Here is a 17,923-nt window from a genome sequence, read left to right on the forward strand (position 1 = left end):
TTAAACTTTAATTTCTACTTCTACTCCACTTGGTAATTCCAATTTCATCAAAGCGTCAACAGTTTTTGCAGTTGAGCTATAGATGTCGATAAGTCTCTTATAAGAAGACAATTCGAACTGTTCACGTGACTTCTTGTTTACGAAAGTCGAACGGTTTACAGTAAATATTCTTTTGTGTGTTGGCAATGGAATTGGACCACTAACGATAGCACCTGTAGCCTTCACAGTTCTTACAATTTTTTCAGCAGACTTGTCTACCAAGTTGTGATCGTAAGATTTCAGTTTAATTCTGATTTTCTGACTCATTGTTAAGTTTTAAATTATTAATTAGTTATTTATGATAAGATGAAGCATGAGGGCTAAGAGTCATTCGCTAGCCCTCATAGGCTTCAAGATATTTTTATTGATTAAACCAGATCAACTCGACCTTTAACTTCTTCAAGAACAGTCTTAGCGATTGAGCTAGAAACCTGTGCATGATGATCATAAGTCATTGAAGAAGTAGCACGACCTGAAGTGATTGTACGCAATGCTGTTACATAACCGAACATTTCTGCCAATGGAACCATTGCTTTAACGATACGAGCACCTGAACGGCTTGACTCCATACCTTCAACCTGTCCACGACGTTTGTTCAAGTCACCGATTACATCACCCATGTTTTCTTCCGGAGTAACAACTTCAAGCTTCATGATAGGTTCCATAAGAACAGGACCTGCCTTAGCGCAAGCATTCTTGTAAGCCTGAATAGCACAGATTTCGAAAGACAACTGGTCAGAGTCTACCGGGTGGAAAGAACCATCCTTCAAGACAACCTTCAATGAATCGAGAGGGAAGCCAGCCAACACACCATTCTTCATTGCAGTCTGGAAACCTTTCTGTACTGAAGGGATAAATTCCTTTGGCACGTTACCACCTTTAACCTCATCGATGAACTGAAGTCCACCTTCTTTGTAATCTTCGTCAACTGGGCCGATAGTTACGATGATATCAGCAAACTTACCACGACCACCTGACTGTTTCTTGTAAACTTCACGAAGTTCTACTGTCTTAGTAATAGCTTCCTTGTAGTTAACCTGAGGACGTCCCTGGTTACATTCAACCTTGAACTCACGTTTCAAACGGTCGATAATGATATCCAAGTGAAGCTCACCCATACCAGAGATAACTGTCTGACCTGTCTGTTCGTCAGTTCTTACAGTAAATGTTGGGTCTTCTTCTGCAAGCTTAGCCAAACCGTTAGAAAGTTTATCAAGGTCTTTCTGAGTCTTAGGCTCAACTGCGATACCGATAACAGGTTCTGGGAAGTCCATAGATTCAAGAACGATTGGAGCTGTTTCATCGCAAAGAGTATCACCTGTACGGATATCCTTGAAACCAACTCCGGCACCTATATCACCCGCGCCAATCACCTCAACAGGGTTCTGTTTGTTTGAGTGCATCTGGAACAAACGTGAAACACGTTCTTTCTTACCAGAGCGAGAGTTGTAGATATAAGATCCAGCTTCAACCTTACCAGAGTAAACACGGAAGAAAGTCAAACGACCAACATAAGGGTCAGTTGCGATCTTGAACGCAAGAGCAGAAGTCTTTTCATCTTCATCTGGTTTACGGTCTTCTTCAGCACCTGTGCTTGGGTTTGTACCGATGATGTTTGGAGTATCAAGCGGAGAAGGCAAGAAAGCACACACATAGTCAAGAAGAGTCTGAACACCCTTATTCTTGAATGAAGAACCACAGAACATAGGAACGATATCCATCTTCAATGTACCAGCACGAAGAGCGCGCAAGATTTCTTCTTCAGTAATAGTAGAAGGATCGTCGAAATATTTCTCCATAAGAGCCTCGTCAAACTCAGCTACTTTTTCAAGCATCTTATCTCTCCATTCCTGAGCTTCATCTACAAGGTTAGTAGGGATTTCCTCTACATCGTAGTCTGCACCCATTGTCTCATCGTGCCATACTATAGCCTTCATTTTGATAAGGTCAACTACACCTTTGAAGTTTTCTTCTGCACCGATTGGAATAACAACCGGACAAGGGTTAGCTCCAAGAACATCTTTCATCTGGCGAACAACTTCGAAGAAGTCAGCACCAGAACGGTCCATTTTATTTACATAACCGATACGTGGAACATTATACTTGTCAGCCTGACGCCATACAGTTTCAGACTGTGGTTCTACACCGCCTACAGCACAATATGCAGCAACTGCACCGTCAAGCACACGCAAAGAGCGTTCTACCTCAGCTGTAAAGTCAACGTGTCCCGGAGTATCAATCAAGTTAATTTTATAAGTATTACCCGCATATTTCCAACGAGTAGTAGTAGCTGCAGATGTGATAGTGATACCACGTTCCTGCTCCTGCTCCATCCAGTCCATTGTTGCAGCACCATCGTGAACCTCACCAATTTTGTGAGTCAGACCAGTGTAGAACAAGATACGTTCCGAAGTCGTAGTTTTACCGGCATCGATGTGAGCCATGATACCGATATTACGGGTCAAGTGCAAATCCTGTTTAGCCATTTTAAATCTTTAGTTATTAAATTATTACTTGATTAAAATCTGAAATGTGCGAAAGCACGGTTAGCTTCAGCCATACGATGCATATCTTCCTTACGTTTGAAAGCACCACCCTGTTCATTATAAGCGTCAAGGATTTCAGCAGCCAATTTATCAGCCATACTCTTACCGCCACGCTTACGAGCAAATAAAATCAAGTTCTTCATTGAGATAGATTCTTTACGATCAGGACGGATTTCAGTAGGAACCTGGAATGTTGCACCACCGATACGACGAGATTTAACTTCAAGCTGTGGAGTTACATTTTCAAGAGCTTTTTTCCACACTTCAAGAGCAGAAGTTTCTTCTGCAGGCAACTTAGTACCAACTACGTTAAGTGCACCGTAAAAGATTTCGTAAGAAGTATTCTTCTTTCCATCATACATCAGATGGTTTACGAATGGATCCGGAAGGATCACACGTTTTTTTGGTTTTGCTTTTCTCATTTTGTTTGACAAATTATGTTTAGTTTGGGGCTGCACCTCTGTTTGCTTCAACATCTCCTCTGAGATATTTACTCAACCTTAAAGCTTTTCCAACAAACCAAAACGAAATTAATAAAGTCTTTACTTAAAAGGATTGTACTCAGCTAATTATTTTTTCTTACCCTTAGCTGCTGCCGGAGCCTGTCCTGGTTTTGGACGCTTAGCACCATATTTTGAACGTCTCTGTGTACGACCTGCCACACCTGCAGTATCCAAAGTACCGCGAACGATATGATAACGCACACCCGGAAGGTCTTTCACACGACCACCACGTACCAATACGATTGAGTGTTCCTGCAAGTTGTGTCCTTCTCCCGGGATGTAAGAGTTAACTTCCTTAGAGTTTGTCAGACGCACACGAGCAACTTTACGCATTGCTGAGTTAGGTTTTTTAGGAGTTGTAGTGTAAACACGAACACAAACACCACGTCTCTGAGGACAAGAGTCAAGTGCCGGTGATTTACTCTTCTCAACCAAAACCGTTCTTCCTTTTCTTACTAATTGTTGAATAGTAGGCATTTTGTTTGATTTTTAAATTTATATTATTGTTTATTCAAATTCCAATCCTAAAGCGAAACTACATATTTCGGGTTGCAAAGGTACGAATAAGTTTTTAATACACAAACACTTTTCAAAATAAAAAAGGCCCAACCTGCGTCAAACTGCGCAAATTGGGCCGAAATAAATATTTTTTATGTATTTTTAAGCTTCTCCTTTAAAATCGCTCAATGGCGGAACAAATGTTTTTCCACCTTTTTCATTCTGAAGATTACGTTCTTCCGGCATTTTTACTGTTCCAAAGTTCCTTTCATATTTCACAAGATTATCCTGCAATGCAAACATAAGCCTTTTAGCATTCTCAGGTGTCATCACTATTCTCGACTGTACTCCGGCCTTCGGCAGTCCCGGTAATACAGACACAAAGTCAATAATAAATTCCGAAGTTGAATGAGTGATTATTGCAAGGTTAGCATATGTTCCTTTCGCTACTTCTTCCTTAAGTTCAATTTGCAACTGGTTATTTTTGTTTTCGTTTTCCATGATAATTATAATTTTAAATACATAGCACAAATGTATCACAAATTCGAATGCCATACAAGAAAAGAGTGTAAAAGTTATACCTTTATTCAGAAAAAAAATCGTTATTTTTGCCAAATAAGACAATGCCTATGAGAAAGTTCACTATCATATTTACAATTCTGTTTCATATATCATTTCTTTGCTGTTTCTTAAATTCAGCTACAAAAAGTACTATTTTCAATCATCTTTCAACAGATGACGGTCTGTCACAATTATCAATCAACGACCTCTATATAGATGAGCACGGAATGCTATGGATAGGAACACGAGTAGGCCTTAACGTGTACGATGGCAATAAAATTCACACTTTCAAAAGTCAAAAAGACAATCCTTTCAGCCTTCCGTCCAACTTAATCCTAAAAGTTTCCGGCAATAAGGACGGTAAGATTTTCATATTGAGCACAGACGGAGTAAGCGAGTTCAACAAGATTACACGTAAATTCAGTGAGATTCACAAAGGAAAAGCAGACTGCATCTATTACCATGACAAACTTTATATCAGTAAAAAGAATACTGTTTACGGCTACAATGAAAAAACATTATCAATTGATGCAGAATATACACTACCATCTGATGCGGCCATCATCAATTCAATGATATTCGACACTTCTGGCTGCCCATGGTTCGGAACAACGGAAGGCATTTATAAATATGACATTGCCAACCAACAATACATACATATTATACCCAGTGGCAACATCACACAATTATATATAGACAATACAGAGTCGTTATGGGCAGGCAGCTGGGAAGATGGAGTTTATGAAATATCTAAACACGGGGATATAAAGAATTACAAGTCAGACAACAATAATAATGGGACGACAGTTTCATCAAATTTCGTCAGGGCTATTTGCCAGGATGACGAAGGCAATATATGGTTAGGAACATTCAACGGTTTGGACAAATACGATAAATCATGTGGAAAATTCATACACTATTCTTCCGGTAATTCAGGTTTGTCGCATTCTTCCGTCTGGTGTATCGAAAAAGACAAACAAGGTACATTATGGATAGGAACATATTTCGGAGGAGTAAATTATATTAATCCCGAATATTCCATCTACAACCGCTACGAATTTTCAACAAAGGAAAATCAAGGTCTAAGCAGTCCAATCGTAGGACGAATGGCAGAAGACAATAAAGGCAACCTATGGATAGCCACTGAAGGTGGAGGAGTGAACTATTTAGAAAGGTCAACAAATACTTTCAAATGGCTTATTAACAAACCAGGACAAGCCAACACCTTATCTCACAACAATATCAAAGCATTATTCTTTGATGAGCCCAAGAACACACTTTGGATAGGCACACACACCGGAGGCCTAAACAGGTATGACATCGCTAAAAATAAAATAACAATCTATAAGTCTGAACAGGGAGACACCTTTACCCTACCGTCTGACATTATCAGAGATATAGAAGAATATACCTCTGACACACTTGTCATAGCCACACAAAACGGTATATGCCTCTTTTCTAAAGAGAATGGCAAATGCAGACAGCTACTGAATAACCTTCCAGGGAACAAGAAAATAGGGATGGTTGCAGACATTACATTTGACAATTACGGCGACCTGTGGATAGCAGCTACAGGTGAAGGAGCCTATGTATATAATATAAAGACTGGAAGAGTCAAAAACTATCGTCATGACCCGAATTACACAGGCTCTATCAGCAATAACAACATCAACGACATAACCAAAGACAGCAAAGGCAACGTTTGGTTTTCAACTTCCGGTAGCGGACTTGACCTATACGTCCCTTCCACAGACAGCTTCATAAACTATGATAAGAAGAGCAACAAGCTTGGCAACGACTGTATCTATCAGACTGCAGAATCACCGTTAAGCGGCAACCTTCTACTCATAACCACAGACGGATTCTCAATTTTCAATCCAACAGATAAAATATTCCATAATTACAACTCTAAAACAGGATTTCCTATTGATGACATAAACGAGAATGCATTATATATAGCCAAAGATGGCGAAATATTCCTTGGTGGTATTCATAATATGGTATCGTTTTTTGAAGATGATTTAGAAAGAAAGCCCAAACCATACAGTATCATACCTACAGGATTATTAGTCAACGGTCAATATATAAACGTAAACGACAGTAGCAGAATTCTAAACAAGTCTATAGAATATACAGACAATATTACACTCAGTCACAAGCAGAACATGCTGTGCCTGGAATTTGCCGTCACAAATTTCATTCCGGAAAACAGGAACAATATCATATATAAATTAGACGGACTTTCAGAACACTGGACCGACACAAGAAATTCAAACGAGATTACATATACCAATCTTCATCCGGGCGACTACACACTGATTGTAAAACCGGAAGGAGTTGATGAATCCGTATGCAAACCATTAAAACTGAGCATAAAGGTAAAAGCCCCATTCTACCAGACCCCATTGGCCTTCGTACTATACATTGTGACAGCAATTGCCGTTATATGGTATCTGATAAGCATATACATAGCCCGTCTGCGTCTGTCAGAATCATTAAAGTTTGAACAACAACATGCAGAAAACATAAAGAAAGAGAACCAGGCACAATTGAAACTCTTTACCAATATATCCCATGAATTCCGCACACCATTGACACTTATCATTTCACAAATAGAAACACTGATACAAAACCATAAACTTAACCAGCAGACATACTCCAAACTATCTTCCATGTATCACAGCTGTATGCAGCTACGCGAACTGATAACCGAACTCCTTGACTACCGCAAGCACGAGCTCGGCCATCTCAAGCTACATGTAACCTATGGCAATATAGTAAGTTTCCTTAAAGAAAACTACCTGCTTTTCAGCGACTACGCCTCACGTGAATCCATCAGTCTGGAATTCACCTCCAGTCATAATGACATAGAAATGTGGTACGACTCCAAACAAATCCAGAAAGTCATAAACAATCTGCTGTTTAATGCCATTAAATACACCCCCAAGGGAGGCAAGATATCAATAAATGTAAGCAAAGACATAAACAAAGTAAGTATTTCTATAGCCGACAATGGCAAAGGAATACCTGAAAAGGACCTCACAAAAATTTTCGATATTTTCTACCAGTCTGACAACTCCGTCAATGCAGCAAATGGTATAAGCGGCTCCGGTATCGGACTTGCACTGGTAAAAAGCATAGTCAAAATGCACCACGGCGAAATAAGTGTAAACAGTAAAATAAACGAAGGTTCAACATTTACGTTCACACTCCCATTGGGAGATGAACTATACTCTGAAGCTGAAAAAGGTCCATCAATCAGTCAGGAAGAAAGTCCGACTCTGTTGAACGATAAGAAGCCAATAACACTAAAAGACGCACACGAGTCGCAGACAACCGAAGAAGAGGATGTACCTTTCGAAGAGAATATATCAGACAAACCTAACATGATGATAGTAGAAGACAATACAGAAATCCGAAACATTATCCGTGAGATTCTGAGTCCCTTCTACATAATACACGATATGCCTGATGCAGAAAGCGCATTAAGCAAAATCGAAGAAATAATGCCAGACATCGTCATTACCGATGTAATGATGCCCGGTATGGACGGGAAAGAACTATGCAGAAAGCTAAAGACCAACCCTGCCACGAGTCATATCCCGGTAATACTTCTCACTGCACAGACAGCAGTAGAACAATATATTGAAGGCTTCCAGACAGGCGCAGACGACTACATCACAAAACCGTTCAATGCCCGTCTGCTGATATCAAGATGCAACAATCTTGTAAACTCCAGAATCCTGCTTCAGGAAAAGTTCAGTCACCGTCCTGAAACCAACGCCCGGATGTTGGCAACAAACAAGTTTGACAAAGAGATACTCGACAAAGCCATCTCCATAATAGAAGAGAACATAGGAAATGCCGAGTTCAACATGAACACCTTTGCCCGCGAAATGGGAATGGCCAGAACAAACCTTTTTGCCAAGATAAAAGCCATAACAGGACAGACACCAAACGATTTCATCACAAGCATACGTCTGAAAAGAGGAGCACACCTGCTGTGTAACAATCCAGAACTGAACATTACAGAGATAGCCGAAAAATTAGGTTTCAGTTCAGCAAGATACTTCTCAAAATGCTTCAAGGATTTGTACAACATAAGCCCTCTGTCATACAGGAAAGACAAGACAGAAGAACAGCAGCCGGCAGAGTAACCGCTCAGTGAACGGCAAAAGAACGCCCGGTGAACAGCAAATGAACAAAATATTCAGTACGCGTTCACCGGGCGTTCACTGCATGTGAATTAATAAACTGTCTATTTCACCTTCTTCAGATTAACATACACCGGCATTCCGTTCCTCAGCAGACAAGACACCTCAGTATTACCGTTTTCCATTGTTTTCAAGAAAACACCGGGTATATTACCTTCGGTCTGCCATACACCCTTCAACTCTATGAATGCCGGAGTAGGAGTTTCTCTCCAGTTCTTATTTTCTAGCATTTTGGGCCTCAAGTTAGGATTAGAAATAGCCAAAGACAAATTACCATCAGCATCTTTTTCTTCTATCAGCAGCAATTCTGTTGCCGATGAAACCACTTCACCTACACTAAGACCTTTTGCCGGAGTAAAGAAAGAATAAGCCAGAACATTCTTAGGAGCGTACTTTATTATATGAAGAGAATCCTGCATTTCTACTATACTGAACAACTCACCCTTTGTCTGCCTATCAGCAACTTCCTTCATTTCAGCTTCATCAGCAGCAGGAACTACCACAAACGAATAAGATTTCTTTTCCGGTTTCACCCCATGGTTGATATATGCCTTTGCTGCCACTTCCGTTGCAGTTTTTCCGGACAGCCCTACCGATGACGGGGACGCTTGGCTGTCATACACTATAGTAATTTCATCATGTCCTGCCGGCACATAAAATCCCGTAGAAACGGGGTTGATTATACTTACAGCCTTGTCCTTTGCAATGGTCAGTTTGTTACCCTTGCTTATAGACTTGCCATCCACCACGAGCTTGTTATAATTACCCGAAACGATAGACTGGAACAAATTGGTAGCAGTAATCATATTGTCCGCATATTCACCCTTGGCCGAAATGCCGTTACCTATACTGAACAACATACCATCAATAGCCAATACCGATTTGCAGAAAGTAAGGTTGGTTGGTGTAAACCTCTGGCTGCCCCAGTGGTCGCCCTGGTCGAAAGCCGCAGCAAACAAACCGTATTGCTTCATTGAGACAGCTCCGGCAAAGTTAGAAGTCTTTGCCCACTGGTCGAAGCGGTCTTTATCGCTCTTGCCAGGCATCATCTCCTTCCAGTCCGTATAATGTACAGTCGTACTTCCCGGCATCATGTTCCAGTCCCATCCAGCTCCCTTGTTATCTTTGTTTGCAGGATAACCGGTAGGTTCAAGTCCTCCGTCATAAATGATTTCCAGTGTCCCATGACTCTGGTATCTTCCGAATCTGTTGGTCTTGTTATAGATTTCACCACCCCAGAACTTTGTAGTCGGACTCCTCATTACAGCTATCCATCCCGGCTGACGATAGATACCTGCAGGGCTATAGTTCAACTGATAAAACCCATTGACATCAATAGCCGGAACATCGTATTTATTTGTCTTATAGAAATAGTTGTAATATGCAGCCAGTTCCTTGTCAATGCCAGTTCCCATGGCATCTCCTCCGATAGATATCAACTGCTCGAACAAGTCCTGTGTAAATGGTATTTCCAGGCCATAGAAAGGATGACGTCCCGCCATGCTGTTGGCATTAATCCTGCCCTTGTCATCTTCGCTACGCACTGCAGTAAGGTAAATAGTTACTACAGCTTTCTTCAGTCTTTCATATGATTTCGGGTCAATTCTGAAGGAAGTTCCCTTAAAACGATTGAAATACCCCACCCACGTCTTATATGAGTACATATATCCGTTATAATGAGTCTTGTGGTGGAATCCCGTACCGTCCGGTTTAAGAATATCTCGACCTCCGGCATTATATCTTGTGCAAACCCTCAAGAACCCTGACAATAGATTTAAATCCTGTATTGCAAGCTGATTGTCGGGATTTGCTATCGCCATATTAAAAAGGTACGGCAAGATATTGAATATATAGTCCGAACTAATCCACTCCATGATAGCCTTGTCTCCCTTGCGTATCACATCCACTTCCAAAAGCTTCTGCACTGCTGCAATCATTTTCAGTTTTCTCATATCGTCACATACAGTAAGTGCGCTCAACAGGTTTGCAGGGACGGTCCTTACATCCGTATAATTGCTATACACCAATTTCGGCATCCTCAGGAAAAATCCGTGAGTAAACAGATAATCCAGATAGAGGTCGAGGTCGGCCTTTCCCGACTTTCCATATTTCAGTGCGCCATACGAAAGTACCCTTACGTTCTTGGCCACATCCCTCAGATGCTGCAATGTCACCTTGTCGCCCCACAGGTCGGCACCTGTCACCTCATATTCACCCTTTCTGTCCAGCATGAGCATTTTGAGCGACATCTGTGCAGACTTCAGTTCGTTTTCCGAAGCCTTCGGCTGTTGGAGTTTGTATTTTTTCCTGAGTTCCTGCAACTCTTTCAGTTTCTGTTCGTCCGCATTCTGGTTTACAGTCTGCACATTCTCCACGTCCGCCGTCATAATCCCCGACGCATGGAGATTAGGAGATACCATCCCCATCAATAATAAAAAGCCTAAGTTTCTTTTCAGATTCATGATATTAAGTTTTAAAATTATTTCAATTCCAGCAGCCATGCCGGAACGTGACCCAGTCTGTGCTTAAGCTGCGCTTCGTAGAGCGACTGTGGTTCTACCGGCATACCATGGCTTTCGTCAAGTTTCACCTGGTTCTGCACAAAGTTAATAGTAATTCCGTGAAAACCAACAATTACAGGCGGAAGGAATTTCCAGTTGTTACCGCCAATCCTCCACCAGTCAAACTCGCCATTGGCAGGTTTCGTTCCCTTGTTTGTCATGGCTGCAGTTCTTATGGCACAGAGGTTCCATAGTGTCAGGTCGCCCAAGTGGTTAGGCACCTGGTTAGTGTCGCCACCCTGGCGCGACTGCATGAATCCGCCAATGCAATTATCCACCAACGTAGCCCTCGGCTGTGTGGCGTGCGATTCAAAACAAGCGTCAGCACCCCACTGCACCTTCCATATCACGGCCCCCATACTCGGTTTTGACACACCGCAGGCATGATACTGTCCGGCTCCGTCCATATGAATCCTGTCGTCCACCGTCGGTCCGTCGGTGGTATCTGTCACCTTTCCGATAAATACCCTCGACGAGCCGGCCGACCTTATGGCTGCATGGCCCCTGTTGCCTGTGATATTGATATCATATGCCGATACATTCGCACTTTGCGAAATCGTAAACGCTTCACTCACGCTCTCAAAATCAACCCTTCTCATCCACGAGTTGACCACCCGCGAAAAGTTGATAGGCTTATAAGCTCCATCATCGTCCCAGCTCGCATGATGTCCGAAATTCTTCTTTGCATGGCCTACGAATGTCAAGTCCTCCACTCCCACATTCTCATAATGCGAATATTTCTTAATCTGCCATTTCCATTCCTTCTTCACTTCATGCATGATAGGCTCGCAGAACGTCACGATGTTGCCATTCACTTCCTTCACCTGATGGAAATCGTTGACCGTTATTCCTTCAAGGATATCCGACATATATGGCTCTACGGCATACGGATGCAGCTCCTCCGCTATAACCTCCGGCGATTTGTTTTCAAGGAAAAGACAAACCCAGTCGCCTGAATGTATTCCTGTTGTTTGAGACACCTCCACGCTGAAAGAGCCCTTTGCCGCATTACCCGTAACATTGATCGAATATTTAGAATTTCCTACACCAAAATCCCCAAGGAAAGATTCGCTTTTCACATGAATCAGGTCGGGCGATGAATACATCTTGTTCTCGTCACTCGGCAAGTTTGGCGAGTCCATAATCAGACGCGTCTTGCCACGTCCGTCGCCTTTAATTACAAAGTTACCACCATGAATTACTATAGGCGCACTCGCATTATTGCCGTTCACATCCTTGAACGTATTGTTCTTATAATTCGGATTAGTATTTATATAATTGTCGCTCAAGTCGTGCAACACATAATCTCCTTCAGGGAAATAGAACACAATCTTGGCATTAGAGTTAGACTGGTTTTTTCCATTCATAACATTCATATTGTTCTCCTGAAGCAGCGCGATGAAAGTCTTTCTTGCATTCAGCCCCCTTTTCTTCATCTCGTCGGCTACATTGATTTTTTTATATCCTTTCGAAATCAACGAAGCCATCTCCGGCGGCGCAACTTCGCCATGCATATATCCCGCATACGAGAAATCCAGCAGCACATTGTCCGGAGTCTTGTTTACAAACTTGTTCCATGCATCAGTCGTGGGCAGACCTTTCACTTCGAACCTGTCACCTTTCCTTCCCGTCTTCATATCGATGGTCAGAATCTTCTCATTCTCGTTCCACGATGCCGAAGCATAAGGCGAAAATGCAGCCGGCAATGCTCCGTCCACCTTTCCCAAAGCCTCATCACCTATCTTATACCAGTTCCCATCACCGAATGATACTTCCCATGATTTTTTGTCATTAATCCTCAATTCAGGCACCTGTGCATCATTACCAACAGCTTTAACTCTGTCCTGACCTTTTGGAGTAAGGTACGCAGTCTTGCCATTGAATTTATACACCCAGTATCCTTCTTCATCAATACCTACTATTGGAATAGTTTTCTTGTCTGCTGCCTCCGCGTCTGCATATACGATGAAAGAAGTCTTATCTTCCAGTCCGATAGTCATACCTCCACCTGTCTGAGTCAGACAAAATAAGACCTTAACCTCTCCATTATACATCTTCTTCATCAAAACGAGGTCTTTGTTCAATCCTACGATATTCCTCTCAATTTCATTCTTCGGATTTACTATACCTTCTCCACTACCATCAGGATTTGTTACAGTTTCTTTATCCTTGCAAGACAAAAGGGCGCAACAAAAAGATATTAACAATATCTTACCAAATAAAGTAATTTCACGAGAAATCATTTCTTTATCAATTCTATTTTATTAAAACGGATATTATTGTCACTTTCATTCTGAATATCCTCACCAAAGAAGCCAAACTTACTGAAAGTACCTACTGTATCAACAGACAGCGTCATACTCTTCAGTCCACACTTATCAAAAGTTACCGTTCCCAAATCGCTGTATGATTCCGGATATGAATTACGACGAACATTGTCATATTCAAAGTCCTGTTTCAGTTCTACATTTTCAAAAGCCTTATTATCATCAACTTTTAACGTTACACGCATACCTTTAGCAAAACTACGTCTCCAATGCCTGTTTGTATGCACTCTTACTATATATTCTCCCGGCTCTTCAACAATAAATCCAAGTTTTAAAGCTCCTGTCTTATTATTAAAATCAGATGTATTACATCCTTCTGCTATTTTAAGAGCACCATCCTTTCCCGGAATAATCTTACCTGATGCTACAGGAATACTAATAACATTCTCATTCATATAGCATTCATCATTAAATCTTGCAGGCCATTCACACTCTACTTTTACAACAGGGATTTCTTCATAATCCAATCCTGACGGAACAGACAACTTACAAACCTCTCCATTTGAGACAGATACTTCCTTACCGTTTGAAAGGATATAAGCATTATCAACGACCGAAAGCATTCCTTTCAACGCAATTTCTCTGTTCTTAGGTTCACGCAACAAGTGCAAATAAATAGAATTACCCTTCCTTGTAACATATCCCCAAGGGAAATTGTCATTAAACGGGTTACTCGTAGTACCATAAACAGCCTCAGAATTCTTCGACATCCATTTTCCAATATAGTTCATTATATCAACACTTGGTTGTGGAACTGTACCATCTGCCTTAGGGCCTATATTAATCATATAATTTACTCCACGACTTGCACATTCTATTAAAGAGCATAAGATATCTCTTGCTGATTTCCAGTCATTATCCTGTTTCTTGTAACCCCATGTATGATTCATAGTAGCTACCATTTCCAGGTCTTTAGCAGCACCGGCAAATGGCATTTCGTTATCTCCCAATGCGCCATAATCACCCAGACCATACCCAACTCTACCGTTGATTACACACTCCGGCTGAAGTTTTCTAACTATATCAACAAACATCTGACTCTGTTCCTTAGTCAAATCAAAAGGAGTATCATACCATAGCACATCAATCTTACCATATCCGGTCAGCAATTCCTTCATCTGTGGTATAGCCTTATCCTGAATATATCTATCCAAATTAGGCTTAACGGCAGATTTAGGTTTACCATAATGCCCATCATACTCATTCTTCATAACAGCAGCATCTTCTTCACGCCAGTCCTGACGGTGTGAATAATATAATCCTACCTTTATATCATATTTTCTACAAGCATCAATCAATTCTTTCAAAGGATCTCCTTTATACGGAGTCATCTCAATGTCAAAATCAGAATAATCACTTGGATAAAGACAAAAACCTTCATGATGCTTGGTAGTAAATACAATATACTTGGCACCGGCATTCTTAGCCATCTTAACCCAACTTTCAGGATTATATGATGCCATTGTGAAATCCTTTGCCAATTTTTCATAATCCTTGTTGGATATCTTTCCAAAATTCTGTATCCATTCACCTATCCCGTCTATTTGTTTACCGTTCCATTCACCGGCAGCTACCGAATACAATCCCCAATGAATAAACATTCCAAAACGAGCTTCACGCCACCATTCCATATCAGCGGTCGATTTAGCGTTAGCACTTAACAATGTTACGCACAACAATAAATACGACAAAACCCTTTTTAACTCCATAATAATAAAAAAACTTTAATTATAACATACAATAATACATTCTTTCTCATATCTTTATTTTTCTTCAGAATAAATAGTGTTTAAATAAAGTTTAAACATCGTTTAAATACCATTTAAATGGTTTTTAGAAAAACCGGCGAACGCGGAATGAACGCTAAATGAACACCAAATGAAAGCAGTAAAAATATCTTCAAATAGAGTTCACCGGCCGTTCATTGACCGTTCACCAAGCGTTCACCAACCGTTTATTTCCCTTTCAGTTCCAGCAGCCATGCCGGCACATATCCAAGCCTTAGCTTAAGCTGAGCCTCATATAATGATTCCGGCTGAACCTTGGTACCGTTGCTTTCGTCTAATTTTATCTGTTTCTCATCCTGCACGAAATCCACCTTCATGCCATGGATACCTACCACTACAGGCGGAAGGAATTTCCAGTTGTTAGCCACACGCTGACTACTTTCGCTACCATATCTCCACCAGTCGAACTTGCCGTCTGCCGGAGCGTCACCTTTATTTGAAAGAGGACCAACCTGTTCCACGTTCATATTCCATATAGTCAGGTCTGCAAGATGGTTTGGCACCTGGTCTGAGTCTCCTCCCTGCCTTGACTGCATAAATCCGCCGTGGCAATTGTCTATCAGAGTGGCACGTGGCTGGGTAGCATGAGCCTCAAAGCATCCGTCCGTACCCCAGTGGACATTCCATATCACAGCTCCCATACTTGGTTTCGACACCCCGCAGGCATGATACTGTCCGGCATCATCTATCTTTTTATTTTCATCGCCCACCGCCGGTCCGGCTGTCCTGTCGGTCACGGCACCGATAAATATTCTTGATGAACCGGCCGAGCGTATGGCAGAGTGTCCTCTGTACCCTGTTATATTTACATCATATGCAGAACAGTTTGCAGAGGTAGTTATCGACATAGCCTCGCTCACATTCTCAAAATCGACTCTCCTCAACCACGAATTAGCAAGACGCGTAAAACTGATAGGTTTATATGCGCCATCATCTATCCAACTGCGGTGATGCTTAAAGTCATCTACACAATTTCCTACAAAGGTCAAATCTTCCACTCCCACATTTTCATAATGAGGATATGAATATATTTTCCATCCCCATTTTGCCTCTACCTCATGCATTATAGGCTCTTTGAATACTATTGTGTTACCATTCTTTCCTATCACCTGATGATAGTCGTTTACCCTCACACCTTCAGCCATATTTCCCATATACTCTTCCCGCTGATGAGGGAAAAGCTCTTTTGCTATAAGTTCCGTATTGTTATTAAGAAGATACAGACAAACCCAGTCGCCAATCTTTATCTTGTCCGGAGCCGACACCTGTACGCTGAAAGAGCCTTTCGGAGCATCCGACAGCACGCTACATCCGATATCCTTTGTGTTGCTGTTATGCTTTATCTGCAATAGGTCAGGCGAAGAATACAATGTAGCCGGATTGGTCGGCAGCATCGGAGTACTCATTATGATACGTGTCTGCCCTCTTCCGTCGCCTTTTATTACGAAATTGCCGGCCGTGATGATTATACAATCCGAAGTGTTGTTTTCTTTTGAGTCAAGACCATATGCAACAGGAGTATTATCCACCTTTACAATATCAGTCGGATCATATGGTTTTATCCCTTTATGGCCTGATAGTTTCTTGTTTTTACTATTTGGATTATTTCTGTTATCATCCTCATTATGCAGCACATAATCGCCTTTCGGGAAATACAGCACTACCATTGCATTCGGATTACTCTGATTACCTTTATCATTGGCCGTCATTCTGTTTTCCCTCAACACCTCGATGAAAGTCTCACGCGCGCTTTTACCTCTAACGGTCATCTCTTGGGCTATGTTTATCACCTTATACCCCAAAGCGAAACCATCAGGAGGAGCCATTTCTCCATGCTTATATCCGGCATAAGAGAAATCAAGCAAAAGGTTGTCTTCCGATTTCATTACGAATTTTCGCCATGCAGGGGTAGTATTTGAAGAAGTTAATTCAAAGTTCAATTCTGCCACTCCACATCTTGGCTTTAAAGAAACAGTTTCTGCTGTTTCGTCTATTACCGATGAGGAAAACAATGCAAAATCGGCAGCAGCTTTCTTGTCTATCTCTTTATAAACATCATCAGACAGTTTTTTCCATTGATTTCCATTGAACGAAACAAGCCATTTTCCCTCTGAAGACAAAGAGACACGCGGAGCCACGACAGGCTGTCCGGTTGAAGATAATGCGGCTGCATCATTTCCTGACATATCTTTAAGATTTTGTGTCTGTCCTCCGAGAGTATATATCCAATAACCGGATTCATTTATTCCGAACAATGGGATATCATTATTCTCTGAATTATTGTTTACAGAGTTAAGTGTAGAACCATTTTTCAGCTGAAAGATATAGTTTCCATCCTCTTCTTTTACAAAGTCTATAATCTCCTCTCCATCTACCGCCAAACGATATGCCTCTATATTGTCCGAATAATCCCCTGTAAGTTTATTTATCTTTTCAGATTGCTCCGGAGTAGTCGTAAAACCGTCGTCCTGGAGTTGAACCTCATCTTTGCAAGAGATAAGAAGAAATATAAATAGTAAAAATAATTGTAGATGTTTTATATGCATAGGTTTCGATTTAAGATTTTAAGAAAAGAGTACACGATTTGAACAAATCCACCATGTACTCTTTTCATTGGAAATTTTTTATTCAATATCTCTATTACTACAACCAAATCCATCAATCAATGATGCAAAGCCAAAGGTCGTCATATCTGTTTGATTATCAGGGATATTAAAGACAGGTTCGGTAGTCTTATCCAACCTATACGCATTTGCATCTGGTACCCAACTTGGTTTACCAGCTCCGTCAGCAGTAGTAAAATATTTAAAAGTATAATTTGTTATATTTGGAGCGAATCTTAAATCGGTTTCTTCACCATAATTCGTCTCATTAGCCGCAAAAATAA

Annotated in this window: 11 protein-coding genes; 1 reads left to right on the plus strand and 10 read right to left on the minus strand. The window is 41.2% G+C overall.

What is annotated here, in order from left to right:
- From rpsJ to QZ379_RS05265, 5 genes are all read right to left on the minus strand, one after another.
- Positions 1 to 306: a 30S ribosomal protein S10 gene (gene rpsJ / locus QZ379_RS05245; protein ID WP_002558075.1), complete on the minus strand. Its 306-nt coding sequence runs from the start codon at positions 304 to 306 to the stop codon at positions 1 to 3.
- A 101-nt stretch (positions 307 to 407) separates the two neighbouring features.
- Positions 408 to 2,525, minus strand: a complete 2,118-nt coding sequence (fusA, locus tag QZ379_RS05250) for an elongation factor G (protein WP_291559760.1) — start codon at positions 2,523 to 2,525, stop codon at positions 408 to 410.
- Positions 2,526 to 2,557: 32 nt separating this feature from the next.
- Positions 2,558 to 3,007: a 30S ribosomal protein S7 gene (gene rpsG, locus QZ379_RS05255; protein ID WP_291559768.1), complete on the minus strand. Its 450-nt coding sequence runs from the start codon at positions 3,005 to 3,007 to the stop codon at positions 2,558 to 2,560.
- Between the two features lie 147 nt (positions 3,008 to 3,154).
- The gene (rpsL, locus tag QZ379_RS05260) at positions 3,155 to 3,565 is read right to left on the minus strand and encodes a 30S ribosomal protein S12 (protein WP_291559776.1); all 411 of its coding nucleotides are present in this window, start codon (positions 3,563 to 3,565) and stop codon (positions 3,155 to 3,157) included.
- A 183-nt stretch (positions 3,566 to 3,748) separates the two neighbouring features.
- Positions 3,749 to 4,087, minus strand: coding sequence for a DUF3467 domain-containing protein (locus QZ379_RS05265; protein WP_291559785.1), 339 nt, complete (start codon positions 4,085 to 4,087; stop codon positions 3,749 to 3,751).
- A 128-nt stretch (positions 4,088 to 4,215) separates the two neighbouring features.
- On the opposite strand from QZ379_RS05265, the gene QZ379_RS05270 reads away from it, so the two are divergent.
- Entirely contained in the window at positions 4,216 to 8,304 is a 4,089-nt protein-coding gene (locus QZ379_RS05270) for a hybrid sensor histidine kinase/response regulator transcription factor (protein WP_291559792.1), read from the plus strand.
- 101 nt (positions 8,305 to 8,405) lie between these two features.
- On the opposite strand, the gene QZ379_RS05275 is transcribed toward QZ379_RS05270, so the two are convergent.
- From QZ379_RS05275 to QZ379_RS05295, 5 genes are all read right to left on the minus strand, one after another.
- Complete coding sequence (locus QZ379_RS05275; protein ID WP_291559799.1) at positions 8,406 to 10,823, minus strand: polysaccharide lyase family 8 super-sandwich domain-containing protein; 2,418 nt, start codon at positions 10,821 to 10,823, stop codon at positions 8,406 to 8,408.
- A gap of 17 nt (positions 10,824 to 10,840) precedes the next feature.
- Complete coding sequence (locus QZ379_RS05280; RefSeq protein WP_291559802.1) at positions 10,841 to 13,165, minus strand: DUF4955 domain-containing protein; 2,325 nt, start codon at positions 13,163 to 13,165, stop codon at positions 10,841 to 10,843.
- Positions 13,162 to 14,958 (minus strand): alpha-L-fucosidase, encoded by a 1,797-nt coding sequence (locus QZ379_RS05285; RefSeq protein WP_291559805.1) that lies wholly within the window; start codon positions 14,956 to 14,958, stop codon positions 13,162 to 13,164. Before QZ379_RS05285 ends, QZ379_RS05280 begins: the two co-directional genes overlap by 4 nt.
- A 245-nt stretch (positions 14,959 to 15,203) precedes the next feature.
- Entirely contained in the window at positions 15,204 to 17,582 is a 2,379-nt protein-coding gene (locus QZ379_RS05290; RefSeq protein WP_291559808.1) for a DUF4955 domain-containing protein, read from the minus strand.
- A 78-nt stretch (positions 17,583 to 17,660) separates the two neighbouring features.
- Positions 17,661 to 17,923: hypothetical protein (locus QZ379_RS05295; RefSeq protein ID WP_291559811.1), on the minus strand; the 263-nt coding region annotated here is incomplete at its 5' end.

Source organism: Bacteroides sp. (assembly GCF_019417265.1).
Classification (GTDB): Bacteria; Bacteroidota; Bacteroidia; order Bacteroidales; family Bacteroidaceae; genus Phocaeicola.

What these genes read in the sequence shown, in the direction of transcription:
- rpsJ (WP_002558075.1), bottom strand. Translation starts at nt 306, where the DNA reads ATGAGTCAGAAAATCAGAATTAAACTGAAATCTTACGATCACAACTTG.
- fusA (WP_291559760.1), bottom strand. Translation starts at nt 2,525, where the DNA reads ATGGCTAAACAGGATTTGCACTTGACCCGTAATATCGGTATCATGGCT.
- rpsG (WP_291559768.1), bottom strand. Translation starts at nt 3,007, where the DNA reads ATGAGAAAAGCAAAACCAAAAAAACGTGTGATCCTTCCGGATCCATTC.
- rpsL (WP_291559776.1), bottom strand. Translation starts at nt 3,565, where the DNA reads ATGCCTACTATTCAACAATTAGTAAGAAAAGGAAGAACGGTTTTGGTT.
- QZ379_RS05265 (WP_291559785.1), bottom strand. Translation starts at nt 4,087, where the DNA reads ATGGAAAACGAAAACAAAAATAACCAGTTGCAAATTGAACTTAAGGAA.
- QZ379_RS05270 (WP_291559792.1), top strand. Translation starts at nt 4,216, where the DNA reads ATGAGAAAGTTCACTATCATATTTACAATTCTGTTTCATATATCATTT.
- QZ379_RS05275 (WP_291559799.1), bottom strand. Translation starts at nt 10,823, where the DNA reads ATGAATCTGAAAAGAAACTTAGGCTTTTTATTATTGATGGGGATGGTA.
- QZ379_RS05280 (WP_291559802.1), bottom strand. Translation starts at nt 13,165, where the DNA reads ATGATTTCTCGTGAAATTACTTTATTTGGTAAGATATTGTTAATATCT.
- QZ379_RS05285 (WP_291559805.1), bottom strand. Translation starts at nt 14,958, where the DNA reads ATGGAGTTAAAAAGGGTTTTGTCGTATTTATTGTTGTGCGTAACATTG.
- QZ379_RS05290 (WP_291559808.1), bottom strand. Translation starts at nt 17,582, where the DNA reads ATGCATATAAAACATCTACAATTATTTTTACTATTTATATTTCTTCTT.